Below are 23,952 nucleotides of genomic sequence, written 5' to 3'. Positions count from 1 at the left end.
GTCCAGGAGGTCGCCCGATCAGAGCTTTGCCCCTGTGCGCAGCCCTGAGGAATGCGGTGCGACCTTCCTCGGCAAGGATCATCGTCGGTGCCGAGATCCAGGCCTGCCGCGGCGCTCTTACCCACGTACCCACGGCCAGGTCGCCGTCCATGGGTCAGCGCGATCCGGCGGTCTGTCACCACAGCCGCCGCGACGGCGATCCCAGCTCCGACGGCGGCGCTCCTGCTTGCGGCCCAGGCTGCGACATGGTCATCCGCGGCGGCGAGAACATCTACCCCCGCGAGATCGAGGAATTCCTCCACACCCACCCCGACATCGTCGACGCCCAGGTCATCGGCGTCCCGGACCTCAAGTACGGCAAAGAACTCTGCGCGTGGGTCAAACTCCGCGACGGCGCCGGCGAGGTGACGGCCGAGAGCCTGCGGGCCTTCGCCACCGGGAAACTCGCCTACCACAAGATCCCGCGGTACGTCCTGGTCGTCGACGAGTTCCCGATGACCAGGACCGGCAAGATCCGCAAGATCGAGATGCGGCAGAAATCCGTGCAGCTCCTCGATCTGGGCGAAGCCGCCGCGGTCCGGCACGCCTGACGTGGACTTCGGCACCACCTCAGGGTGCTCTCACCCCGCAGCGCCGACCAACCGATCTGGGGTTGCCACGCCCCTGGGGAGTGGACGCCGCCGCGCCGGCCAAAGCCCTGGGCCGCGGCTGATCCCGACCTCCCCAGCCGGCTGAGCACCTGCCTCGCATCTCACCGGCTCTCACGGTTCACGCGAGTGGGCCGACTGCGGCCATGGCCCGGTCAAGGGCCTCGTGCAACGGCCCACCGCCGGTCGCGGCAGAGGCGTTCGCCGCGGTAAGGCAGGCAAATGCCGCGCCCACCAGCGCGAGCGGAGCCGGATCCGCGTCGTCCCAGCCGCGGCCCGCTTCGCGGGCTCGTTCCCGGGCGGCGTCGGCGATGCGAGACTGGTTGCCGAGCATCCGGTCCAGGTACGCCGCGCGCAGTGACGCCGAACCGTTGATCACCCGCTGAAGCTCCGCCGCGCCGGCGGCCTGCACCGGATCCGTCATGTAGTCGACGACGTCGTCGAACATCCGCCGCAGTGACGTCCACAGCGGCTCGTCGAGCGGCCGGGCGCGCAGGGCGTCGACGAACTGTTCCCCCAGGCGTTCGTGCTTGCCGAGGATCACGTCTTCCTTGCTGCCGAAGTAGCGGAAGAAGCTGCGCTTGGACATCCCGGCCGCCGCGGCGATCTCGTCCACCGTCGTCGCCTCGTAGCCGTGCTCGAGGAACAGCGCCAGGGCCGTGTCGAGCAGCTGCTGGCGCACGGCCAGGCGGGTGCGCTCCCGCAGCGACGGTGACTCCACTTCCCAAGGCTAACATCACGCGCCATGCTTGACACCGAGTGACAGATTCGGCGTACGGTGACGTCAGCCATCAAGGAGGCATTTATGACCAAGATCTGGTTCATCACCGGCGCGGGACGCGGGTTCGGCAAGGAGTTCGCCAGGGCGGCACTGGGCCGCGGCGACAAGGTGGCCGCGACCGCACGGAAGCTCGGCGACGTCGACGACCTCGTCGAGGAGTTCGGCGACGCCGTCCTGCCACTCCAGCTCGACGTCACCGACCGCGCCGGCGTCTTCGCCGCGGCCGAGCAGGCCGGCGTCCACTTCGGACGCCTCGACGTCGTGGTCAACAACGCCGGCTACGGCCTCTTCGGCGCCATCGAAGAGATCACCGAGCAGCAGTTGCGCGACCAGCTCGAGGTCAACCTGTTCGGCGTCCTGCACGTCACCCAGGCCGTCCTTCCGCTGCTGCGCAAGCAAGGCAGCGGCCACATCGTGCAGATCTCCACCGTCGGCGGTGTCGCCGCGTTCCCCAACCTCGGCGGCTACCACGCCTCCAAGTGGGCCCTCGAGGGCCTGAGCGAATCACTCGCCCAGGAGGTCGCGCCGTTCGGCATCAAAGTCACCCTCGTCGAACCCGGCGGCTTCGCCACCGACTGGTCCGGCTCCAGCGCGGTGCGCGCCGAACCGTAGCCCCAGTACGACCCGATCCGCCAGGCCATGGCCGAACGCGGCAAGCAGACGCCGCCAGAGCTGATCGGCGATCCGGCCGCCACCGGACCTGCCTTGCTGGACGTCGTCGACGCGGAACAGCCGCCCCTGCGGGTCTTCTTCGGCACGATGCCCACCATGATCGTCCCAGGCCTCTACCAGTCCCGGTTGGACACCTGGGAGCAGTGGAAGCACGTCGCCATTGCCGCCAACGGCCATTGATTTCCACTGCCGTCGACACTCCTCGCCGGTGGTCGCGCAGCTGGCGGCCACCCGCGAGCGGCCGAGACCGGCGCACGCGAGATCCGTGCCGACCGGCGCGGGACCCGAGACTCACCGCCGCGCACGCGACGCCACGCCGTTCGTGCGGTTCTCCTGACGGTGTGGCGCCGAATCAGCGAACAAGGCAGGTGCTAACCTCGGCGCTAGCACGTGCAAGCGACCAGGAGAGGTGGACGTGGCGGCGAAAGCGGGCAAGCGCGTGACAGCTGCGGACGTCGCGCGGTCGCTCGGCCTTTCCCGGGCAACGGTGGGGTTCGTGCTCAACGGGACGACTGAGCAACGGATCTCCGAGGCGACCCGCGACCGCGTCCTCGCCGAGGCGGCACGTCTGGGGTACCGGCCGCACACTGCCGCGCAGGCACTCCGGCGCGGCAGCAGCAAGCTGGTCCTGCTGATCATCCCCGACTGGCCGGTGGGCTTCAGCATCAGCGAGTGCGTCGAGGAGGCCTCGCACGCACTGGAGGCGGAAGGGTACTCACTCGTCACCCAGACCCATCACCCCGTGGGGACGGCCCGCCCGCTCTGGGAGCTCCTCGATCCGGAAGTGGTCGTGGGATTCGCGCCGTTCAACCAGGACGAACTGGCGGCGATGCGGGGCTGTGGCATCACGAAGATCATCCCGGGACCTGGGCACAGCGCGTCACCGCCGGACCCGCTCGGCCTCCACGACGGTCCTCGTCTGCAGGTCGAGCACCTCCACACACGCGGGCACGAGCGCCTCGGCTTCGCCGCAACGAGCGATCCGCGTCTGTCCACCCTGGTCGAGTCGCGCCTGACAGCTGCCCGGGAAGCCGTCGCATCCCTCGGACTGCCGCCGCTGGTCGTCCGCTCGGTCGACGCCCCGGACACAGCCGGACAGGCTGTGCACGACTGGCTGCAGGCGAACATCACGGGCGTGGTCGCGTACAACGACGACAGCGCCGCCAGGACGATCAGGGCCGCCGTTCGCGCGGGCCACGAGGTTCCCGCCGACCTCGCCGTCATCGGGCACGACGACAACCCATACGCCGCACTGTTCCTCCCCTCGATCTCCAGCATCCGGATCGACTACGCCGGCCTCGGACGACACCTGGCCACGCTGGCACTGCAGGCGGCCACCGGGCGACCGCTGCCCACCGACGGTGTCGACGCCGCGACAGCCGTGGTCGCCCGCGAGTCCACCGAGTCCTGACTGATCACTCGCAGACTTCTCGGTCCGCGCACACCTTCGACCCACTGATCCACGCCCGCCTGCCCAGACGTGGATGTCCGGCGACGAGGAGAAGACTCCGGTTCCTCGGCCGGAACCGTGGTCGAGCACGACGGTTCCCGTAGCACCGATGCCGACTGCCACCGTCTCCGCGTGCGGCGCGACCCCCGATGGGCGTCTGCTCCGACATCTCGAGGCAAGGGCGTGAGGACGGCCCCGATGCGTCCGGAGTAGACGGATCCGTGCGCGTGCCCGCCAGCCTGCTCGTACACCGGGCAGACGGTGATGCAGGCGGAACACCGGCTACAGCACAACCCCTGGCGGCCGACCTCGTCGGCCAACAGACAGGTGCGGCCGTTGTCGAGCAGGATCACGTGCACCTCCCGCGACCCGTCGCGCCGGGCCACGTCCGCCGAGTCAGGCACGTCGGCCGATCTCCCACCGCGTTTGAAACGTTTTAACATGAATGATGCTTGCACGTGCTAGCTGAACGGGGCTACCGTCACCGTCACAATTCGCTAGCACGTGCTAACAGCCTTGGCCTCGCCTTTCGGACAACGGAGTCTGCCATGATCGACAGCCAAGCGTCCGCCGTCCCGCAGCCTCCGGGGACAACCCCGCTCGAGCCCTCGCCGGGCGCGGAGCTGCCCAAGGTCTCCGCCCGTTACATCTGGTTGATGGTGCTCGCCCAGTTCGGCGTGTTCACGGCGTTCATCACGCCCCTGGCGATCTCGCTGTCGGTCCGCGTCGCCGCACTCGCACCAGGACACGAGCAGTACCTCGGCTACATCACGGGTGCCGGCGCCGCCGCCGTCGTGGTCGCGGGGCCACTGCTGGGAGTGCTCAGTGACCGCACCCGCACCCGGCTGGGCCGCCGCCGACCGTTCATGATCGTCGGCACGCTCGTCGGCATCGTGTCGTTGGCGGTGATGGCGACCGCCCCCAGCGTGCTCCTGCTCGGGGCCGGCTGGGTCCTGGCCCAGCTCAGCTGGGGCCAGGCCCTCGGCGCCCTGACGAACTCGCAGGCCGACCGCCTGCCGGAGTCCCAGCGCGGCAAGGTCGCCGGTCTCGCGGGGTTCGGCACCCTCGTCGCACCGGTGCTCGGCGTCACGCTCGCCGGCGGTTTCGTGGGTGATCCACTCCTGCTGTTCCTGGTACCCGGTGTGATCGGTGCCGTTCTGGTGATGCTCTTCGTGTTCCTGGTGCACGAGCCGGACAGCCGCGGGATGACGTTCAGCGACCCGCTGACGATCCGCACTCTCGGCCGCAAGTACGTGTTCGACCCGCGCAGGTACCCGGACTACTCCTGGGCCTGGGTCAGCCGCTTCCTGTTCTACTTCGGTCTGACGCTCAACACGACGTTCATCGCGTTCTTCCTCGCTTCTCGCCTGGGGGTCGGGGTGCAGGAGGTGGCCGGCACCATGGCCGCCCTGTCCGGGCTCGGCGTGCTCGCCACCTCCGCGGGAGCGCTGAGCGGAGGTTTTCTCTCGGACCGGTTGCGCAGGCGCCGCGTGTTCGTGCTCGTCGCGGGGATCATCTACGCGCTCGGCGCGGTCGTGATGGCGCTCTCCTCCACTCTCCCCCTGCTGTTCGCCGGATCGCTCATCACATCGATCGCACTCGGCATGTTCTCCGCGGTCGACCAGGCGCTGGTACTGGACGTCCTGCCGGAGCGGGAGAGCGAGGCCGGCCGGTTCATGGGCATCATCGGCTTCGCGACCAGCGTCCCCCAATCAGTCGCTCCCCTTGTCGCACCGGCGTTCCTGGCCATCGGCGCGACCGCCACCGAGAAGAACTACAGCCTGCTGTTCTTCGTCGCCGCCGCCTGCACCGTCCTGAGTGGACTCATGGTGCTGCGCGTCAAGTCCGTCCGCTGAGGAGATCACCGTGTCACACACCTGGCAGGCCAGGTTCATCACCGCGGGCAGGTCCTGGACCGAGCCCGGCGAGCCGGCGGCGTACTTCCGGCGCGCGTTCACCGTCGGCGAGGCTCCCCGCCGAGCAACGTTGCACGTCACCGCGATCGGCCTGGTCGAGGCCCACCTCAACGGCGCGCGCGTGGGTGACGACGTGCTGACGCCCGGCTGGACGGCCTACCGCCACCGGCTGGCGGTGAGCAGCTACGACGTCACCGGCCAGATCGTGTCCGGGGCCAACACCATCGGAGCGGTTGTCGGTGAGGGGTGGGCGATCGGCCGGATCGGCTACGAGGGAAGGCGCAACCACTACGCCGACCGCCTGGGGCTGTTCCTGCAGCTCGACCTGGAGTACGACGACCGTGTCGAGGTCATCGGCACGGACGAGTCGTTCACCACCGGAACCGGATCCGTGCTCGCCAACAGCCTGTACGACGGCGAAGAGCACGACGCGCGCCTCGAACCCGTCGGCTGGGACCTCCCCGGCTTCGACGACAGCGCGTGGGCACCGGCGGAGCCCTTCGACTGGGATCTCGCCACCCTCGTCACCACCGGCGCGCCGCCGATTCGCCGGACTCAGGAACTCGCGCCGGTCTCGATTCGGCAGAACCGCGGCGGAAAGCCGATCGTCGACTTCGGGCAGAACATCTCGGGCTGGGTCAGGCTGAAGGTGCGCGGGCAGGCCGGGCAGACCGTGACGCTGCGCCACGCGGAGGTCTTGGTCGACGGCGAACTGAACACCGAGACCCTGCGCACGGCCGCGGCGACGGACCGGTACACGTTGCGCGGCGACGGCGAGGAGACGTGGGAACCGAGGTTCACCTTCCACGGCTTCCGGTTCGTCGAGGTCGACGGCTATCCGGGCACGCTGACCGCCGACGACATCACCGCGGTCGTCGTGCACAGCGACATGACCCGCACCGGCTGGTTCGAGTGCTCCAACGAGCTGCTCAACCAGCTGCACGCCAACGTCGTGTGGTCCATGCGGGGCAACTTCGTCGGCGTCCCCACCGACTGCCCGCAACGCGACGAACGCCTGGGCTGGACCGGGGACCTCAACGCCTTCGGCCCCACCGCGGCGTTCCTCTACGACGTGCGCGGAGTTCTCGGTTCCTGGCTGGCCGATCTCGCGGCCGAGCACCGGGAGAAGGGCTACGTCCCCTGGGTGGTGCCTGACGTGCTGTCGACGCCGTGCTCCCCCACCGCGCTGTGGAGCGATGTCGCGGTCAGCCTGCCGTGGACCCTCTACACCGAGTACGGCGACGTCGAGATCCTGCGGCGCAGCTACGAGTCCATGTCCGCGTTCGTCCGGGACGTCGAGACCCGGCTGAGCGAGAACGGCTTGTGGGATCGAGGTTTCCAGTTCGGCGACTGGCTCGACCCCGACGCGCCGATGGACAACCCGGCCGGAGGGAAGACCGACCGTCATCTCGTGGCGTCGGCCTTCCTGTGCCGGACCACCGCGGAGATCACGAAGGCCGCACGGCTGCTGGGCGAAACCAGCGACGCCGAGCGCTTCGCGGCACTCGCTGATCGGGTGCGGACCGCTTTCCGCCACGAGTACGTCACCCCGTCCGGCCGCTTGGCCAACGAGTCCGCCACGGCGCTCGCCCTCGCGATCTGCTTCGACATCCTCGACGAGGAACAAGAGGTCAGGGCGGGTGAGCAACTGGCGGGGCTGGTCGCCAAGGCCGGCTACCGGATCTCCACCGGTTTCGCCGGGACCCCGTTCGTCACCGAGGCGCTGGGCCGGACCGGGCATCTGGACGCGGCCTACCTCCTGCTGCTGGAGACCGGTTGCCCGTCGTTCCTCTACCCGGTCGCCATGGGAGCGACCACGATCTGGGAACGCTGGGACTCGATCCGGCCGGACGGCACGATCAACCCGTCCGGCATGACCTCGCTCAACCACTACGCGCTCGGCGCCGTCGCCGACTGGCTGCACAAGGTGGTCGGCGGCCTGTCCCCCGCCGAACCCGGCTACTCCAGGATGCGCATCGCACCGCAGCCGGGCGGCGATCTGACCCACGCGACCGTCACCCACGACACAGTGCACGGACCCGCGTCCGTCGCCTGGCGCATCAGCGAAAACCGGCTGCGCCTCGACGTGAGGATTCCGGCAGGCACCACCGCGACCGTCGTGCTCCCGCTCCACCCGGACGGCCTCGTCGTCGAAATCGAGGCCGGTGAGCACAGCTGGCAGTACGACATCGCCGGCTCAGCTCCTGCGGAGTACACAATGGACACACCGCTGCGGGCACTCGCCCAGGACCTCAAGGTGTGGCGTGCCGTCACCGAGGCGTTCGGCAAGCACTTCCCCGGCATTCCCCTCGACGCCTCGGCTCCGGAGGCGGCGAGCATCTCGCTCAACATCGTTCTCGAACACGTTCCCGGCGCTTCGCCGGAACTCGCGAACGACCTCATGGCCGCCGTCGGCCAGGAAGGACACCGGTAATGCCGCAACACGATCCCGCCGACCTCACGCTGGAGCAGAAGGCGTCGCTGCTGTCCGGGCACAACTTCTGGAGCACCAAAGCGATCGATGCCGCCGGCGTGCCGTCGATGGTCCTGGTCGACGGACCGCACGGACTGCGTCACCAGGACGCCGAAGCCGACCACCTGGGCGTGCACAGCAGCCGGCCCGCGACCTGCTTTCCCACCGCGGCCGCCGTCGGCAGCAGCTGGGACCCCGAGGTGGCCGCGGAGGTCGGTGCCGCCATCGGCCGCGAGGCCCGCGTCGCCGGCGTCACGGTCAACCTCGGTCCCGGGGTGAACATCAAGCGGTCACCGTTGTGCGGTCGCAACTTCGAGTACTACTCCGAGGACCCGCTGCTGAGCGGGGTCCTGGGGGTCGCGCACGTGCGCGGCCTCCAGGAGCAGGGTGTGGGCGCGTCGGTCAAGCACTTCGCCGCCAACAACCAGGAAACCGACCGGATGCGGGTGAGCGCGGACGTCGACGAACGCACGCTGCGCGAGATCTACTTCCCGGCGTTCGAGAAGGTCGTGACCGAAGCCCACCCGGCCACGGTCATGTGCTCCTACAACAAGGTCAACGGCGTCCTCGCGTCGCAGAACCGCTGGCTGCTCACCGACGTCCTGCGCGGCGAGTGGGGCTTCGACGGCGTGGTCGTCTCCGACTGGGGTGCGGTGGCAGACCGGGTCGCGGCGCTCGCCGCCGGACTGGACCTGGAGATGCCGGGCACCAACGGCATCTCCGACGCCGAGATCGTGGCCGCGGTGCGGCGCGGCGAGCTCGACGAGGCCGTCGTCGACCAGAGCGTGCGGCGGGTCGTCGAACTCTCCAAGCTGGCGGCTCCGGCGACCGGCGCAGTCGACGTCGACGCGCACCACGCGCTGGCGAAACGACTCGCCGCCGAATGCGCCGTGCTGCTCAAGAACGATCAGGCCGCGCTGCCCATCGCACCCGGCGCCGAGGTCGCGGTCATCGGCGAGTTCGCCGCGGAGGCACGGTTCCAGGGTGGCGGCAGCTCGCACGTGAACCCGACCCGCGTCGACACCCCGCTCGACGCGATCCGGGCACTGGGAACGTCTGTCAGTTACGCCCGCGACCTCGACGACAACGCGGTGGAGATCGCCCGCGACGCGGAGGTGACCGTCATCTTCGCCGGATTGAAGGAGATCGACGAATCCGAGGGATACGACCGCGAGACCATCGATCTGCCTGCCGACCAGGTGGACCTGATCCGTCGCGTCGCCGCGGTGAGCCGCCGGACCGTCGTCGTGCTGTCACACGGCGGGGTCGTCTCGCTCGAGGGCTGGCACGACGAGGTCGACGCGATCCTCGACTGTTGGCTGCTCGGCCAGGCCGGTGGCGCCGCGATCGCGGACCTGCTCTACGGGGTCGCCAACCCGTCCGGGCACCTCGCCGAGACCATCCCGGTCCGTCTTCAGGACAACCCGAGCTACTTCAACTTTCCCGGCGAACAGGGGCACGTCCGCTACGGCGAAGGCGTTCTGGTGGGCTACCGCTACTACGAGACCGCCGAGGTCGAGGTCCGGTACCCGTTCGGCCACGGCCTGTCCTACACCAGCTTCGAGACCGGCGGCCTCTCCGTCACGGCGACCGGTGACGACAGCGCACTCGTGTCGGTGACCGTCACCAACACCGGCCCCGTCGCCGGCAAACACGTCGTGCAGACCTACGTCGCGACCAGCGCCGGCCCCGTCCGCCGACCCACCCGTGAGCTCCGCGCGTTCACGAAGGTCGCGCTCGCGCCGGGAGAGTCGCGCACTGTCGAACTGGAGCTGGGCCGCCGCGCCTTCGCTTATTACGACATCGAGCTCAGCCGGTGGGTGGTCGCTCCCGGTGACTACACCGTCCAGATCGGAGAGAACGCCGCGGTCGTCGCCGCCGAGGAGCAGATCACCCTCGTCGGAGACGTGATCAGGCGCGAGCTGAGCCTCGACTCCCCGGTCCAGGACTGGTTCAGCCACCCGATCGTCGGCCCGGTCGTCATCCGCACGCTCCAAGAGGGGATGACCGCTGAGCAGGCGCAGCAAGCCGCGGAGAGCCCTGACCAGATGCGCATGGTCGCGTCGCTGCCGATGAAGCAGTTCACCCACTTCCTGGCCCAGAGCGGGATGCACCTGTCCCCGGACTCACTCGCCGACATGATCGAACTCAGCAAGAGCTGATCGCAGAAGGGAAACACAAGTGCAGCGATTCACCGGCAAGCGCGTCCTCGTCACCGGAGGTGCCTCCGGCATCGGCCAGGCGACTGTCCTGCGGCTGCTCGCCGAGGGTGCTCACGTAGTGGCCCTCGACGTGAACGAAGCTGGGCTCAAGGACACCGCCGAGCGCGCCGACACCGACCGTCTCACCACCGGCGTGCTGGACATCTCGAACGAGGACGCGGTCGGCAACGTCGTCCCGGACAGCGTGAGGTGTCTCGGCGGCCTGGACGTGCTCGTCAACGCGGCCGGCATGTTGCGAGGCGCTCACACGCACGAGTGCACGCTCGACATGTGGAACAGGATCATCGCGGTCAACCTCACCGGCACGTTCCTGGTCACCCGCGCCGCGTTGCCGGCTCTGCTCGAGACCGGCAACGGCGTGGTCGTCAACTTCAGCTCGACGTCCGCGTCCTTCGCCCACCCGTACATGGCGGCTTATTCCGCGAGCAAGGGCGGTATCCAGTCGTTCACGCACTGCATCGCCCAGGAGTACTCGAAGCAGGGCCTGCGGGCGGTGTGCGTCGCTCCCGGCAGCATCCGCAGTGGCATCACCGAGACGACGGTCCAGCACCTGCCGCAGGACGTCGACTGGCAGCTGTTCGGAAAGCTCCAGCCCGCGCTCGGCGAGGGGTTCGCGCCGCCGGAAGCCGTCGCCGGAGTCATCGCCATGCTCGCCTCCGAGGACGGCGCGTTCATCACCGGAACTGAGGTCCGCGTCGACGGCGGAACCCACCAGTAGCGGGGAAACCGATGCCCAGCAACACCTTCGACCAGATCGTCGGCTTGTTCGGAGATTCCGACGAACCAGTCGACCTCGCGACCGAACGCGCCAACGCCGCCACGGTCGGCGCCCTGTACCAAGGTGCCCCAGGCGTCGTCGACGAGCTCATGGCGGACGGCTCCTACTTGATGACCCCGGAGGAACCACGAGAGGATCTGGTGATCTTGCTCGTGCACGGCGGTGGGTTCCGGTCGGGCAACGCGGCGATGGTGCGCCGGCTCGCCGCCGCCCTCGCCTCGGGCACCCGCGCTCGCGTGGTCCTGCCCGAGTACCGGCTGGCTCCCGAGAACCCGTACCCGGCCGCGATCACCGACTGTCTCGAAGCCTTCGACCACGCCGCGACGCTGGCGCCGAACGTGGTGGTGATCGGCGAGTCCGCGGGCGCGAACCTCGCCGCGGCCGTGCTGCTGCAGCGCCGTGGGCAAGCCCTCGCGGGCGTGCTCCTCTGCGGCGTGTTCGACCTGCGGGAGGAGCGGTTCCACACGGGCAGCTGGGTTGAGCGCGCGGACACGGAGTACCTGCTCAAGGCACACCTCGGACCGCAGATGCGCATCGACTACCTGGGCACTCGTTCCGCGGATGACCCGCTGGTCTCGCCGGTGCTCGCCGACCTGCGCGGGTTGCCTCCACTGCTCATCCAGGTGTCGAGCGCCGAACGCCTGCTCGACGACTCGTTGAACCTGACCACCGCAGCCGCCCGTGCCGGCGTAGACGTCGAGCTCGACGTCTGGCCCCACATGTTCCACTGCTGGCAGATCGTCGCGGGGTTCCTCCCCGAAGCGACCGAGGCGGCGACCCGCATCGCGGCGTTCGTGAACCGCGTGGCCGAAGGACGTGTCGTCGACGGTGCGACCCTCTCCACCGGCCCGGTGATTCCGTGACCGCACCGACGCGGCTGCGTGCCGAACATCTATACAACCCGCTGGGCATCGACGTCGCCCGGCCGAGGTTGTCCTGGTGGCTGCACGCCGGTGCCACTGCGCAGGAGGCCTACCGGATCCGGACGGACGACTGGGATTCCGGGCGGCTGGACGGTGACCAGCACGTGCTGGTCCGGTACACCGGCCCGGCGCCGGGTTCCGGCGAGCGGGTGACCTGGCAGGTCAAGGTCTGGACCGACCTCGGTGAGAGCGACTGGTCGCAGCCCGCGCACTGGGAGACCGGGCTCGGTGCCGGGGACTGGACGGCCGCCTGGGTCGAACCTCACGAGCAGGAGCTTCCTGAGCCGGGGCATCGGCCCGCACACCTGTTCCGGCGCGATTTCCTGGTCGCACAACCCGTCGTCCGTGCACGGCTGTACGCCACAGCGCACGGCATCTACGAGGCGTTCCTCAACGGGGAGCGGGTCGGCGACCTGGAACTGACACCCGGCTACACCGCCTACCGAGATGTGCTGCACGTCCAGACCTACGACGTCACCGGCCTGCTGCGCGCGGGTGAGAACACGCTGGGCGCCATCGTGTCCGACGGCTGGTTCCGCGGCCGCACCGGCGCGATGCGAATCGCGAACTCGTTCGGCGACCGCACCGCCCTGTTGTGCCAGTTGCACGTTGTGCACGAGGACGGGTCCACGACCGTGCTGGGCACCGATTCCTCGTGGACGACCACACCGGCGTGGATCACGGCTGATCTCATGGACGGCCAGACAACAGACCTGCGGCGGGCGATGCCCGGTTGGTCTGCTCCCGGCTACCCGGACGAGTCCTGGCCCAAGGCCGCGGTCGTGAGCGGCGGGATCTACGACGACTTCGCCCGGCTCACCGCATCGCCGGCGCCGCCCGTACGGCGTATCGAGGAACTGACGCCGGTGTCGGTCACCGAGCTGCCATCGGGACGGCAGGTCATCGACCTCGGGCAGAACATCAACGGCTGGCTGAAGCTCGACGTTCCCGCCGGAGACCAGCTCCTCCTCACCCACGGCGAAGCGCTCGGCCCGGACGGTGACGTGACCGTCGATCATCTGCGCGGTGTCGACTGGCAGACGAGTGAACCGCTCTCGGCCGGTCAGGTCGACCAGGTGACCTCCGGCGGACAGGCGAACGAGGTGTTCGAGCCGCGGCACACCACACACGGATTCCAGTACGTCAGCGTGCAAGGCGCGTCGCGTCCGCTCACACCGGACGACGCGCGGGGCGTCGTCGTGCACACAGACCTCCGCCGCACCGGCCGGTTCCGTTGCAGCGACGAACGGATCAACAAGCTGCACGAGGCCGCGGTGTGGAGCTTCCGCGACAACGCCTGCGACATCCCGACCGATTGCCCTCAACGCGAGCGGGCCGGCTGGACCGGCGACTGGATGCTGTACGTGCCTACAGCCGCTTTCCTCTACGACGTAGCGGGATTCTCGGTCAAATGGCTGCGCGACCTCGCGGTCGACCAGTGGGACAACGGCTGCCTCACCAACTTCGCACCCGACCCGGGCGGACGCGCCGTCCAGCACCTGCCACCGGAGATCCTGGACCAGTTCGCCGGCTCCTCTGGGTGGGGCGACGCGTCGGTGGTCGTGCCGTGGGAGCTGTACCTCGTCTACGACGACCTCGCCGTGCTCGAGGAGTTCCGGCCGATGATGACCCGCTGGGTCGACTTCGCCGCCGAACGCGCCCGCACCCGAAGTCACCCGAGCCGCACGGCCCACGCGCCACACCACGAATTCGTCTGGGACGGCGGCTTCCACTGGGGCGAATGGTGCGAGCCGGACGTCGACGAGGAGGCCTTCCGCACCGCGGACCACGGCGCGGTGGCAACCGCGTACCTGTACCGCTCGGCATCGCTGCTGTCCCAGATCTGCGGTCTCACCGGACACAACGAGGATGCCGGCCGCTACTCGCTTCTCGCGACGAACGTGCTCAACGCCTGGCGCACGGAGTTCATCGCCGATGACGGCTCGCTGATCCCTGAGACACAAGCAACGTACGTGCGGGCGCTCGCCTTCGGTCTGGTGCCGGCGGAGCTGCGCGCTGCCACGGCAGAACGGCTCGTCCGGCTGATCCGACAGGCGAACACCCATCTGGGTACCGGATTCCTGGCGACGCCGTACCTGCTGCCCGTGCTCGCGGACACAGGGCACCTCGACGTGGCCTACGAGTTGCTGTTCCAGGACACCGCGCCGTCGTGGCTGACCATGATCGACTGCGGAGCGACGACGATCTGGGAACACTGGGACGGCCTCGACGAACACGGCACCCCGCACGCCTCGCTCAACCACTACAGCAAGGGCGCGGTCGTCTCGTTCCTGCACCGCCACACCGCGGGAATCCGGCTGCGCGAGGACTCACCGGGATACCGCCACTTCGAGGTGCGTCCACAGCCGGGCGGCGATCTCATCTGGGCGGAGGCCGACCTCGACTCCGTGCACGGACGCATCTCGACACACTGGCGAATCGCGGACGGCAGGTTTCACCTGTCCGTAATCGTTCCGCCGGGAACGACGGCGACCGTGACGATGCCGGACGGGCGAACCTTCACCGCGAACCCCGGCACCCATTTGTGGAGTTGCGACGCAAAGGCCTGACGGATGGCGGCTATGCCTACGGGTGTCTGCGGAACCCGCGCGGCCACCCGTCGGTGAGGACCGACCTGCAGCACCTAGGAACCAAAAAAGAATCAATCCTGCGCCTTCGCGTCAGGTGCTTCAGGAAGGTGGCGTGCCGGAATGGTTGCGGGGTGCCAAACCCCGGTCTAACCGCCTGATCTGCCCATCAGGCCCCTGCAGGTTCGTACTCGTTGATCAGCTGCGCAAGATCAGCGGTATCACGGTGGCCCTGCCAACGTTCCCACCGCCCTGCGAAAACCACTCGTGGACCTAACGCAAAAGAGCCGATCGAGATGTCAATGCAGCTTCCAACGAAACATTCAGCCGAATTACTTGGATTCGCCCTCTAATTTAGCGGCGAGCTATCCATAGCCACATGAACACGCGAATGTCGCACGCTTGCCACACGTACGGGCTCACGCCCCCTCGGACACCAGCAGCGGGGAAGTTTCCCCGGTTTCAGCAAGGCAGTCGAACCAGGGTTCCTGGCAAACGGAGCCCTGGTTTTCGTGCGCTCGGGCACCTTCCTCGCAGGGCGAGGTGAGGCCCATGTCTGAGCCGATCATCCGGACTTTCGGCCTCTCCGCGATCGCATCTCCGCCTCCACTTGAACGTGAGGGCAAGGCAGCCGGCGAAATCCGGCCTGTTCTCGTCGGCAACCTCGCAAGTCCCACACCGCCGAGTTCCTCGCTCTCGTTCGAGCTCGCCAGGATCGAAGACCCACAGCCGTGTCACCGGCCTGTCAGTCCTGTGCGAATTGCGGTGGTCCCCAGGTACCGAGCTCGATTTCGTGCTGTGCGACTCGACGGTGGCTGTCCTGGGGACCAGGGCTGTCGTTGTCCGGAAGGATTAAATTCAGTTAACACTGAAACTACTGTAGATGTCACCCTGGACATCAACTTGCCTGGCGCCCTCCGCGACTGCGGACAGCCAAAGGGTGGTCACCAGGTGGACATTGCCTGCCCGATCGCGCGAGGCGGACGCCCGTTTGGAGGTATCCCCCTACAGGCCTCTCCCTTGGAGTCTTTCCAAGCGGTACCAAGGAAGTCGCAGAGTGTGCTCCGTGCGCACCAAGGCGAGAGGATCACGTGTCCAAACAGCTTGGCCATCCTCCGGCGCTCGACGACAGCGCCGGAGCACCACACAACGACCTCCGCGAGGCCGACGCGCACTTCCGACAGTGGATGCACGAAAACCTCAGCCACGCAGCAGACCACTTCGGACTTGCCGTTGCCGGACAAGCTCGACTCGGCTGGTTCGATCGGTCGATCAGCGCGCGGGTGCAAGCAGACGACCGGCAGCTTTGGCTTCGAGTGGTGTCCGAGGACAAGCAGTGGACCGGCGACCACCTCTGGACCGGTAACCTCGACGCGAACGTGTTCGCCAACCTGTCCAAGACCCAGGTTCTCGACGTCTACGAGTGGGAGGAATGGCGGCAGCAGCGTGCTGAGTTGATGACCTTGGTTCCAGGTTCACCCTGCTCCCCCACCGACAGGTTGACCCACGCCGTTGAACTTCCCGACGAGTGGTGGACGCAGCTCCGCAGAACCATCCACGTGGTCGCGGCAACGCCTACCGACCGCGTCAACGCCGATCAGGCTCTGGTCACCGGCAGGATCCAGCAGTACTTCGGGAACTCGGTGAACCCTGTTGTCCGCCAGTGGGAAACCGTGCACGGCGACCTGCACTGGGCGAACCTGACGGGACCGGACTTCGGCCTGCTGGACTGGAAGTCATGGGGCCGCGGTCCAGCCGGGACAGACGCGGCCACACTGTTCTGCTACAGCCTTCTCGTGCCGGAGGCCGCTGACCGAGTGCGGAACACCTTCGCTCGGGTACTCGACACCGATGCAGGACATCTCGCCCTGCTCTACGTCACAGCCCGGCTGCTGCACCGAATCGACGGGGGCGGCCATCCGGACCTGGCCGCACCGCTGAGGAAGCTCGTCGAGACCTTCTGAGCTGCCGTCAGACTGCCTCGTCGAGTGGCCACAGCGCCTCCCCGAGGCGGGCGATGAGGGCCTTCGACTCCTCCGAGTCCAAACTGGACTCGCTCAGCGCACGTACAGTCGTCGCGTAGCCATCCAGTGAGGCTTCATCCTCGATGAACGCAGTGGAGTTCTCGCACTCCACGCACACAACGGGTTCGTACTTCTCAAAGGTCAGGCGCGTGAACGGCATGTCCATGCCGGCGTGCGCGCCGATCTTCGCCGGCATGATCCGGATGACGATGTTCGGCCGGACCGCCCTGCGCAACAGGTGATGGAGTTGCTCCCGGCGCACGTCAGATCCACCCACCGGAAGAGACAGCGCCACCTCGTGGATGTAGAACGTACAGATCAGCCCGCGACGGCGGAGATGTTCCTGCATCTTCAGCCGCGCCTCGACACGTGCTTCCACCTCGTCCTGGGGAATGTTGGGCGAAGCCGACATTGCCGCACGCATGTACGCGGGTGTCTGCAGCAGTTCCGGCAACGCAAGCCCTCGCCAGCTGATCAGCGTCTTGGCCGCAGCGATGCTCTCCACGAGGGTGCGGTGGTGAACAGGCGGACGAGTTCCGTGCACTTGCAACCAGCTCTTGACGTGCGCCACCGGGAGCAACGACAGGAGATGGGCACATTCAGCGGGACCGACCCCGCAGATGCCCAGCAACAGGCCCAGCTCCACAGCACTGGTGCCGCCCTTGCCGTTGAGCAGGTCCGAGAGCTTGGCCGGGTCCCAGTCGAGCCGCTCAGCGAGCGCCTGCGAGGAGCTGAAGTCCGTGCGTGCGATTGCCATTCGAAGCCCATTGCCGAGCTCACGGCCCCGTACAGTGGAAGATCGTTTCGGCATCGCGTGCTTTCCCTGCTGTAGCTGGAGATCCATCCTGCCGGACGGACGCAGCCAACCTCGCGTGCGATGGTTCGCACCAGCCCACGAATCTCGCGTTGATCTAGCGCGGATCTCACGTCCGCAGGCCTCTAGCTGCGGTGACGACCGACGGGTCCACGATCGGGTGGTTGCCCCGGCCGAGAACGCCGCCGCTGTTCTGGCTAGGGTGCCGCGAGTGACCACATCGGAGTCCGCGGACAACGTGTTGCCGCCTGTCGACCAGTACGTGGCCGGGCTGGCCCGCAAGCGCATGGCCGCCGGGGTGTTGTTTCGCGACAAGGCGGGCAGGGTGCTGTTGCTGGAGCCGTCCTACAAGCCGAACTGGGAGATTCCCGGCGGAGCGGTGGATGCGGACGAGTCGCCGTGGGCGACAGCGACTCGTGAGCTTGCCGAGGAACTGGGGTGGGAACGCCCGCTGGGCCGGCTGCTCGTGGTGGACTACGTGCGGCCCCAAGACTCCCGGCCCGAGGGCGTGGTGTTCGTCTTCGACGGCGGTGTGCTGGACGAAACCGACCTGGTCGGCATGGTGTTCACGGACGGCGAGATCCTCTCCGCCGGCTTCCACAGCCTGGACGAAGCCCGGAACAAGGTAAAGCCACTGCTGGCGGACCGTCTGGCTGTCGCGTTGCAGGCGGCTGAGCAGGGCGCGACAGCGCTGTGCGAGCAGGGACGGCGAGTCGCATAGTCGGGGCTCACCGTCCCTGCTGCTCGATCAGGCGCTTAATGCGACCGAGTCCGGTTGATCCCGCTGCGTGGGAACCGCGGTCATGCCGCCAGCAGCGTCCCTTGTGGTCGCGTGCTGCTTACCCGCTGTCCGGTACAGACTGTCGTGGATGCCGTCGGCGTAGAGCAGTCCGCTCAGGTCCCGCCGGGTCTTGGCAGTCTGGCAGTCGGCCCGGAACCCGGACGCGCGGAGCAGGAGCGCGAGTTCCGCGGCAGCGGAGTTGGCGGTGTCGATGCCATGAGCCTTCGTCGCCGCGCCCCACAGCTCCGCATCAGCGTGTCCGCCGCCCGCCAGCTGGGAGACCATGACAGCGCCCAGTAGCGCTGTCGCGAGCTGGACGTGCGTGCGGCCGAGGGTGATCAGCGCCGAGTCACGCAGCCGGCGAACGTCGCCGGTGGCCTTCCGGTCGGAAAGCCGGGCGGTCACAGTGTCGAAGACCAGCGGAACGCGAGTGGGGCAGAGGCTGGTTCGGTGTCTTGCTCGTGAGATTGTCCGGTTTGGGACTGTTCAGGCCGCGTGGCGCGGAAACGTCGTCGGAGGGTGGGAAGTCCTCCGAGTGCCATGGCGAGGCAGAGCCAGGCGAACCAGTCGCCGAGGTGGGTGTAGGGGGTAGCGCCGGGTCCTGTGGGTAGGTCGGCGACGATCGTGGTGAACGAGCCCGGTCCGCCGGTGTGTGCGTCGGCGAGTACGCGGCCGTGGCCGTCGGAGATCATCAGTGTGCCGGTGCGGCCGGACCACACGATCGGCTGCCCGTTCTCCACGCCCCGCAGCAACGCCATCCTGCTGTGCTGCCAGCCGTTGTCGTCCTCGTCGGAGGCAGGGACCAGGAGCAGTTGGGCGCCAGCTGCCGCGTAGTCCCTGGTCGGGTTGGCGAGGTTGAGGTCGAGGCAGATCTCGACACCGGCGCGTACTCCGGCGATCGGAGCGAAGATCAACTCGTGGCCGGGTGGACTAACCGTGTCGTGGTGCTTGAGGTAGACGACGGGGTCGCCGCCGCGGGCGAGGAAGATCAGCGCGTAGTTGTACTTGACGTCGCGGTCCCAGTGAGCGAAGCCGATCACGATGTCGATTCCGCGTTGCCTTGCGACCCGCGACATCGGTTCGACAAGGACAGCGGGCAGTGCCTCGGTGGAGCGGAACGACTGCTCGGGCAGCACGACGGTGCCCACCCCGTTGGGCAGGCCAGCGATCTGGTCCGCATACGCGGCCACAAGGTCCCGGCCCGCCGGTGTGGCGAGGTCGGGGGCCCACACCCGCTGGTTGCTCGCGACCGCGGCCACCCGCTGAACAGGGCCCTGCTCGCCGGAGAGCCGAAGCGCACCACCGCCCAGCGCCACCGCGAGCACGACTCCGGCGACAGCCCCGACACGCACCCGTGCCCAGGCGGGTACCGCGGGGGCCAGTAGCGCCGCGACCGCCGAGGGCACCAGCAGCACGATGAACTCGACGCCCCACATTCCCGTCACCGACGCGGTCTGCAGGAGCAGGGGCACGTCCCCCATGGTGTTGGCGAAGGTGCCCTCCAACCCCATCGGGTTGGACACGGACACCACGTAGAACAAGCCGGTCCACAGCGCCGGAGCCGTGATCGTGGCCAGCAGGACGCGCCTGCGCACCACCTGGAGGCGGAAACCCCAGACGGCGACCACGAAGATCAGCGAGCATCCGACGTCGATCATGATGCCCACCGGCCACATCGGCGTATCGTGCGAACGCAACTGAAGAACCCAGGTGTTCCCGGTGCCGAGCAGGTACGCGAAAAACGCCGCGCCGACGGCGGTCCAGCCAGGCACCCGTGGCGCCAGCAGGAGCACGGGCAGCGGGGCGAACCAGGTCAAGGCGGTGACCGGCGCGTACCCGGTGCCAAAGTAGAACAGCACCGCTGAGCACAGCAGCGCCGCGAGTACGGACAGTATCCGACGAACAGACCCGGTTCGGTCACGGTCGAAGTCCACGGACAGCCCTCTCGATAGTGCGTTTACACAGCGCACGGAAGTCCTGCTCGGACAGGTCGATGCGGCCGCCGTGGTACAGCTGGACCAGCCCCATGGCCGGCATGGTGATGGCCAGCGTGACTTCAAGGGGGTCGTCGGCTCGCAGTGCACCCTCCCGCATGCCCTGCTCGACGGTCTCGAACACCGGACCGAAGGTGGGAGTGCCGCCGGTGCGGAAATCATCGGGAAACCGCTTCGCCCCCTCGCGCCGCTCAGTGACCACGAACGCATACAGATTCGGCTTGCCAAGCGCGAAGTCCAGGAAGTCGTCCGCCAACCCGTCGAGACGACTCTCGAAGACGGCGGGATCGCCCCGCTTCCCCCAGTCCTGGCTCAACTCCGCGACCGCAGCGTCGGCCACCGTGCGCAGCAGCGCCTCACGATTCGGGTAGTGCCGGTACGTCGCCATCGGCGTGACCCCGACATCTGCCGCAACCCGGCGCATCGTCACGGCCTCGGCGCCCTCCGCCAGCAGGATCGACAACGCCGCCGAGGCAATCCGCGCCGCAGTCCCCAACCCATCCATGTCTACAGCGTACACGCCCTGCGTATACACTGTAGACCTAAGCGGTCGCCAACCTCGGAACGCCCCGGATCCCAGGCCGTCAGCGGAGTCCGCTGATCGGCACGTGCGGATGTCGAGAGGCTCTCAAGCACGTCTGCCGTGCCGATCAGGTAGCGCGCTAGTCCTGCTCCGCCGCCAACTCCCCCGCATCGATCGACGCCAGCACGAGCAGTGGCGCCTAGGCCGACTGAGCCGCGTCGGCGAGCACGTCGTCTGCCTCGGTCATGTCACCCTGTGCGTGCCGAAAACTACGTCCATGCAGCGCGGCGAAGGCGTGGGAGACAGGGAGATAGGCGAAGCAGACCAGCACGGCCGCGATCATGCCGGATGGCGACCACTACCCACCGATGGCCGCTGAGCTGCACGGATGTACTTCTCGGCACGCACAAGTCCAGACGCGAATGCAGGCGGGCGTTGTTGTACCAGTCTGCCCATTCCATGAGCGCGAACTCGACCTCGGAGAGAGTCTTGAACGGCCCGTGCCGGTTGACCACTTCAGTCTTGAACAAGCCCATGATCGACTCCGCTAGAGCGTTGTCGTAGGCATCGCCCACGGCGCCTATAGACGCCGAGAGTCCTTGCAGGGCAAGGGATTCGGTGAACTTCACCGACGTGTACTGACTGCCGGCATCCGAGTGGTGGATCAGTCCGGGCTCGACCGGATAGCCGTGATGATCACGGCGCCACACGGCCATGTTGAGTGCCTTGGACACCAGCGCTGTCGTCTTCGAGCCCGAGGCGGTCCAGCCGACGATCGCGCGGGAGTAGGCGTCGAACACGAACGCCATGTAGGCCCATCCTGCCCAGGTGGAGACGTAGGTGAAGTCAGCGACACAGACCAGGTTCGGCGCGGTCGCGGTGAAGTCGCGGTTGAGCCTGTCCGCGGCGCGTATCCCGTCCTTGGCCGGGATCGTGGTGCGCTGCTTGCGGCCTCTGACCACGCCGTTGAGGCCGAGTCTGCGCATGATCCGGTCCACGGTGCAGAACGCCACGTCGTGGCCGTGACGGCGCAGGTAGCGGGTCATCTTGCGGCGCCCGTACATCTGCTCTGGCGTGCCCCGCAGGTCGCGCAGGGCGTTCTCCAGGTAGGCATCGGTGACATCGCGGGCCGATGGCGGCCGGCGGCGGGCCTTGCGGTAGGTCCTGGGCGCGGTCTGGATTCCGTGCTCGGTGAGCACGTCACAGATCGACTCGACGCCGTAGACCTGGCGGTATTCGTCGATGAAGCCGACGATCAGTGGTGCCGCGGGTCGAGTTCCCGCGTGAAAAAGCCGATGCCAGTTTCAGGATTTCGTTGGCCTGCTTGAGATCCCGGACTTCCTTGCGCAGCCGCAGCAACTCCTCGCGCTCGGCCGGCGGCAGTACCTGTGAAGGCTGTGCGGCGGGCCGGGAGCCCTCCGCAAGGGCCTTCTTGATCCATACCCGCAGCGTCTCGTAGTGCACGTCGACCATCGGGCCGATCGCGTTGGCGGCGGCATACGGAGACTCGTACTCATCGAGACGCTCGAGGGCCAGGCGCACGGCTTTCTCACGGACCTCGGGCGGGTAACGCTTCGACATGGTGACGACCATCTTCCTCAAGAACGGAAGCCGGTCTTAAATCCGTGACGGTTCAATCTGCTCAACTGGCTCCATGACGGCGAGTCCACCTACGTGGCGGACTTCGAGTTCATATCGCCGCCGTATCTGGCTTCCATCATCAGCACGGCCTCGTCCACGACGCGTGACATCGATGCGTCGTCAGGTGACCAGTTCATGAGCAGCATCCGAGGCCAGAAGACGTAGTTGGAGATCATCCCGAGGAACTGGGTCGCCGCCAGCTCCGTGTCGTCCAACTTGGCCGTTCCCAGGGCGTTCTCGGTGTCGAGATAGCGGCGCACCGAGTCGAAGTAGGGCATCTTGCCGCGCTGGAAGTGGGCCTCGCCCAACTCGGGGAAGCGCGGCAGTTCGGCGATGACGATGCGGAAGAGAGCGGCCATGCCGGGCCGGGTGAGGAGGGCGACGTACCGGCGGCCGATCGCCGTCAGGCCCGCCCGCAGGTCGCCCGTCGGTGGGCGGAGGTCGCCTTCGTCGTCGACCTTCCAGGACTCCGTCACGATCGCGTCGAACAGCGCCGCCTTGGTCGGGAACTGCTTGAACAGGGTCGCCTTCGACACCTCGGCTGCCTCGGCGACCTTCGCCAGTGACGTGCCGGCGTACCCGGCGTCGAGGAACAGTCGGGTGGCGGCCTCGATGATGGCTGCCCGTTTCTGCTCGGCGACGCGCCGGTGGTAGGTCGAGGGCTCCGTCGTCATGGACGTCATCGTACGCGAGGCGAGCCACTTGACTCACCACCTGTCGCGTCCATAGCCTGATGGCGAGGCGAGTCACTCGACTCACCAATGTTCCGCAGGGAGGACCTCGTCATGGGGCGTTTCGGCAAGCAGACCGTTCTCGTCACCGGCGGCACCGGCGGGCAGGGCGCCAGCCACGTCCGGGCCTACCACCGGGAGGGAGCGAACGTCGTCATCGCCGCGCTCTCCGACGGGCCGGGCGAGGAACTCGCCGCCGAACTCGGCGAGCGGGCGCTGTTCGTCCGCCTCGACATCACCGACGAGGACGCCTGGGCCGCGGCGGTCACCGAGACCGAACGCCATTTCGGGCCGATCGCGGTGCTCGTCAACAACGCCGGCGTCCAGAACCCCGCGGTGCCGATCGAGGCCGTCGAACGGCGGGTCTGGGACCGCGTTCTCGACGTCAACCTCACCGGCACGTTCCTCGGCATCAAGGCCGTGACCCCGTCACTGCGCCGCAACGGCGGCGGCGTGATCGTCAACATCGCCTCCACGATGGCCCACGCCGGCACCGCGCTCTACGCGCCCTACGTCGCCAGCAAATGGGCGCTGCGCGGGCTCACCAGGACCGCCGCGCTGGAGCTGGGCCGAGACCGCATCCGGGTCAACTCCATCCATCCCGGCGTCATCTCCACCCCGCTGATCAACGAGCCGATCGCCGGCCAGCCGCCCATCGCCGACTTCTACTCACCCGAGCCGTACGCCGTCCCGCGGATGGGAACCCCGGCCGACATCACCGCTCTGCTCCTCTACGTCACGTCCGCCGACGCCTCGTTCGTCACGGGCTCGGAGTTCGTCGCGGACGGCGGGCTCCTGCTCGGCCCCGCCCTGCAGCCCGACACGACGGCGGCATGACCGAATCACCAGCTGCGGGACCGCAAACTCCCGCGCTAGTTCCGCGGCGCAGGTCTTCCCGTTCATCCATGGCGCACCTCGGCCAGTTCGCGGACGGCCTGCGCGACGGCCGGGGAGTCCTTGCGCAGGATCTTGCTGTGGTTGCTCGCGACCTTCG

21 protein-coding genes, 2 pseudogenes and 1 other annotated feature are annotated in these 23,952 nt (G+C 68.0%); of the genes and pseudogenes, 14 read left to right on the top strand and 9 right to left on the bottom strand.

Going from position 1 to position 23,952, the window contains the following annotated elements:
• Positions 1 to 242 precede the first annotated feature (242 nt).
• A pseudogene (locus ABZV40_RS37245) lies at positions 243 to 590 on the top strand (AMP-binding protein); the annotation flags it as partial.
• Positions 591 to 768: 178 nt separating this feature from the next.
• On the opposite strand, the gene ABZV40_RS37240 reads toward ABZV40_RS37245, so the two are convergent.
• A complete protein-coding gene (locus ABZV40_RS37240) occupies positions 769 to 1,368 on the bottom strand; it encodes a TetR family transcriptional regulator (protein WP_355452898.1) in 600 nt (199 codons plus the stop codon).
• Positions 1,369 to 1,452: 84 nt separating this feature from the next.
• Between ABZV40_RS37240 and ABZV40_RS37235 the strand changes: the two genes are divergently transcribed.
• From ABZV40_RS37235 to ABZV40_RS37220, 4 genes are all read left to right on the top strand, one after another.
• Positions 1,453 to 2,040 (top strand): SDR family NAD(P)-dependent oxidoreductase, encoded by a 588-nt coding sequence (locus ABZV40_RS37235; protein ID WP_355452895.1) that lies wholly within the window; start codon positions 1,453 to 1,455, stop codon positions 2,038 to 2,040.
• A gap of 27 nt (positions 2,041 to 2,067) precedes the next feature.
• Positions 2,068 to 2,280 (top strand): hypothetical protein, encoded by a 213-nt coding sequence (locus tag ABZV40_RS37230; protein WP_355452892.1) that lies wholly within the window; start codon positions 2,068 to 2,070, stop codon positions 2,278 to 2,280.
• Between the two features lie 28 nt (positions 2,281 to 2,308).
• Positions 2,309 to 2,437, top strand: coding sequence for a hypothetical protein (locus tag ABZV40_RS37225; RefSeq protein WP_355452889.1), 129 nt, complete (start codon positions 2,309 to 2,311; stop codon positions 2,435 to 2,437).
• A gap of 78 nt (positions 2,438 to 2,515) precedes the next feature.
• Positions 2,516 to 3,511, top strand: a complete 996-nt coding sequence (locus ABZV40_RS37220) for a LacI family DNA-binding transcriptional regulator (RefSeq protein ID WP_355452886.1) — start codon at positions 2,516 to 2,518, stop codon at positions 3,509 to 3,511.
• A gap of 209 nt (positions 3,512 to 3,720) precedes the next feature.
• On the opposite strand, the pseudogene ABZV40_RS37215 reads toward ABZV40_RS37220, so the two are convergent.
• Positions 3,721 to 3,924, bottom strand: a pseudogene (locus tag ABZV40_RS37215) ((4Fe-4S)-binding protein); the annotation flags it as partial.
• 174 nt (positions 3,925 to 4,098) lie between these two features.
• Between ABZV40_RS37215 and ABZV40_RS37210 the strand changes: the two are divergent.
• From ABZV40_RS37210 to ABZV40_RS37180, 7 genes are all read left to right on the top strand, one after another.
• Positions 4,099 to 5,406, top strand: a complete 1,308-nt coding sequence (locus ABZV40_RS37210) for an MFS transporter (RefSeq protein ID WP_355452883.1) — start codon at positions 4,099 to 4,101, stop codon at positions 5,404 to 5,406.
• 10 nt (positions 5,407 to 5,416) lie between these two features.
• Positions 5,417 to 7,900, top strand: coding sequence for a glycoside hydrolase family 78 protein (locus ABZV40_RS37205; RefSeq protein ID WP_355452880.1), 2,484 nt, complete (start codon positions 5,417 to 5,419; stop codon positions 7,898 to 7,900).
• Positions 7,900 to 10,101, top strand: a complete 2,202-nt coding sequence (locus tag ABZV40_RS37200) for a glycoside hydrolase family 3 C-terminal domain-containing protein (protein WP_355452877.1) — start codon at positions 7,900 to 7,902, stop codon at positions 10,099 to 10,101. The genes ABZV40_RS37205 and ABZV40_RS37200 overlap by 1 nt, the downstream gene beginning before the upstream one ends.
• 19 nt (positions 10,102 to 10,120) lie before the next feature.
• On the top strand, positions 10,121 to 10,879 hold the full coding sequence (locus tag ABZV40_RS37195; protein ID WP_355452874.1) for an SDR family oxidoreductase: 759 nt from the start codon (positions 10,121 to 10,123) through the stop codon (positions 10,877 to 10,879).
• Positions 10,880 to 10,890: 11 nt separating this feature from the next.
• A complete protein-coding gene (locus ABZV40_RS37190) occupies positions 10,891 to 11,802 on the top strand; it encodes an alpha/beta fold hydrolase (protein ID WP_355452871.1) in 912 nt (303 codons plus the stop codon).
• On the top strand, positions 11,799 to 14,432 hold the full coding sequence (locus ABZV40_RS37185; protein WP_355452868.1) for a family 78 glycoside hydrolase catalytic domain: 2,634 nt from the start codon (positions 11,799 to 11,801) through the stop codon (positions 14,430 to 14,432). Before ABZV40_RS37190 ends, ABZV40_RS37185 begins: the two co-directional genes overlap by 4 nt.
• A 1,337-nt stretch (positions 14,433 to 15,769) precedes the next feature.
• Positions 15,770 to 16,414 carry an aminoglycoside phosphotransferase gene (locus tag ABZV40_RS37180; protein ID WP_355452865.1) on the top strand — a complete coding sequence of 215 codons (645 nt, stop codon included), beginning with the start codon at positions 15,770 to 15,772 and terminating at the stop codon, positions 16,412 to 16,414.
• A 7-nt stretch (positions 16,415 to 16,421) separates the two neighbouring features.
• On the opposite strand, the gene ABZV40_RS37175 is transcribed toward ABZV40_RS37180, so the two are convergent.
• Positions 16,422 to 17,231 carry a DUF5753 domain-containing protein gene (locus tag ABZV40_RS37175; protein ID WP_355452862.1) on the bottom strand — a complete coding sequence of 270 codons (810 nt, stop codon included), beginning with the start codon at positions 17,229 to 17,231 and terminating at the stop codon, positions 16,422 to 16,424.
• Positions 17,232 to 17,499: 268 nt separating this feature from the next.
• Here ABZV40_RS37175 and ABZV40_RS37170 point away from each other — a divergent pair, with 268 nt between their 5' ends.
• Complete coding sequence (locus tag ABZV40_RS37170; protein ID WP_355452859.1) at positions 17,500 to 18,009, top strand: NUDIX hydrolase; 510 nt, start codon at positions 17,500 to 17,502, stop codon at positions 18,007 to 18,009.
• 27 nt (positions 18,010 to 18,036) lie between these two features.
• Here ABZV40_RS37170 and ABZV40_RS37165 read toward each other — a convergent pair whose 3' ends face one another.
• The 6 genes from ABZV40_RS37165 to ABZV40_RS37140 form a co-directional block, all read right to left on the bottom strand.
• Complete coding sequence (locus ABZV40_RS37165) at positions 18,037 to 18,474, bottom strand: hypothetical protein (protein ID WP_355452856.1); 438 nt, start codon at positions 18,472 to 18,474, stop codon at positions 18,037 to 18,039.
• Positions 18,471 to 19,928, bottom strand: coding sequence for a nitrilase-related carbon-nitrogen hydrolase (locus ABZV40_RS37160; RefSeq protein WP_355452853.1), 1,458 nt, complete (start codon positions 19,926 to 19,928; stop codon positions 18,471 to 18,473). The genes ABZV40_RS37165 and ABZV40_RS37160 overlap by 4 nt, the downstream gene beginning before the upstream one ends.
• A 58-nt stretch (positions 19,929 to 19,986) precedes the next feature.
• Positions 19,987 to 20,568, bottom strand: a complete 582-nt coding sequence (locus ABZV40_RS37155) for a TetR/AcrR family transcriptional regulator (RefSeq protein ID WP_355452850.1) — start codon at positions 20,566 to 20,568, stop codon at positions 19,987 to 19,989.
• A 287-nt stretch (positions 20,569 to 20,855) separates the two neighbouring features.
• On the bottom strand, positions 20,856 to 21,785 hold the full coding sequence (locus ABZV40_RS37150) for an IS3 family transposase (protein WP_355452847.1): 930 nt from the start codon (positions 21,783 to 21,785) through the stop codon (positions 20,856 to 20,858).
• Positions 21,753 to 21,880, bottom strand: a sequence feature (AL1L pseudoknot). It overlaps the preceding gene by 33 nt.
• On the bottom strand, positions 21,787 to 22,179 hold the full coding sequence (locus ABZV40_RS37145) for a transposase (RefSeq protein ID WP_355452844.1): 393 nt from the start codon (positions 22,177 to 22,179) through the stop codon (positions 21,787 to 21,789). It overlaps the preceding feature by 94 nt.
• A 77-nt stretch (positions 22,180 to 22,256) precedes the next feature.
• Positions 22,257 to 22,901 (bottom strand): TetR/AcrR family transcriptional regulator, encoded by a 645-nt coding sequence (locus ABZV40_RS37140; RefSeq protein ID WP_355452841.1) that lies wholly within the window; start codon positions 22,899 to 22,901, stop codon positions 22,257 to 22,259.
• 111 nt (positions 22,902 to 23,012) lie between these two features.
• Between ABZV40_RS37140 and ABZV40_RS37135 the strand changes: the two genes are divergently transcribed.
• A complete protein-coding gene (locus ABZV40_RS37135) occupies positions 23,013 to 23,795 on the top strand; it encodes an SDR family oxidoreductase (RefSeq protein ID WP_355452838.1) in 783 nt (260 codons plus the stop codon).
• The last annotated feature ends 157 nt before the right edge of the window (positions 23,796 to 23,952 follow it).

The organism is Lentzea sp. NPDC004782, from assembly GCF_040609115.1.
GTDB lineage: Bacteria > Actinomycetota > Actinomycetes > Mycobacteriales > Pseudonocardiaceae > Lentzea.
The sequence above is the reverse complement of the archived record's forward strand: the minus strand, read 5'-3'. Positions and strand labels throughout refer to the sequence as shown.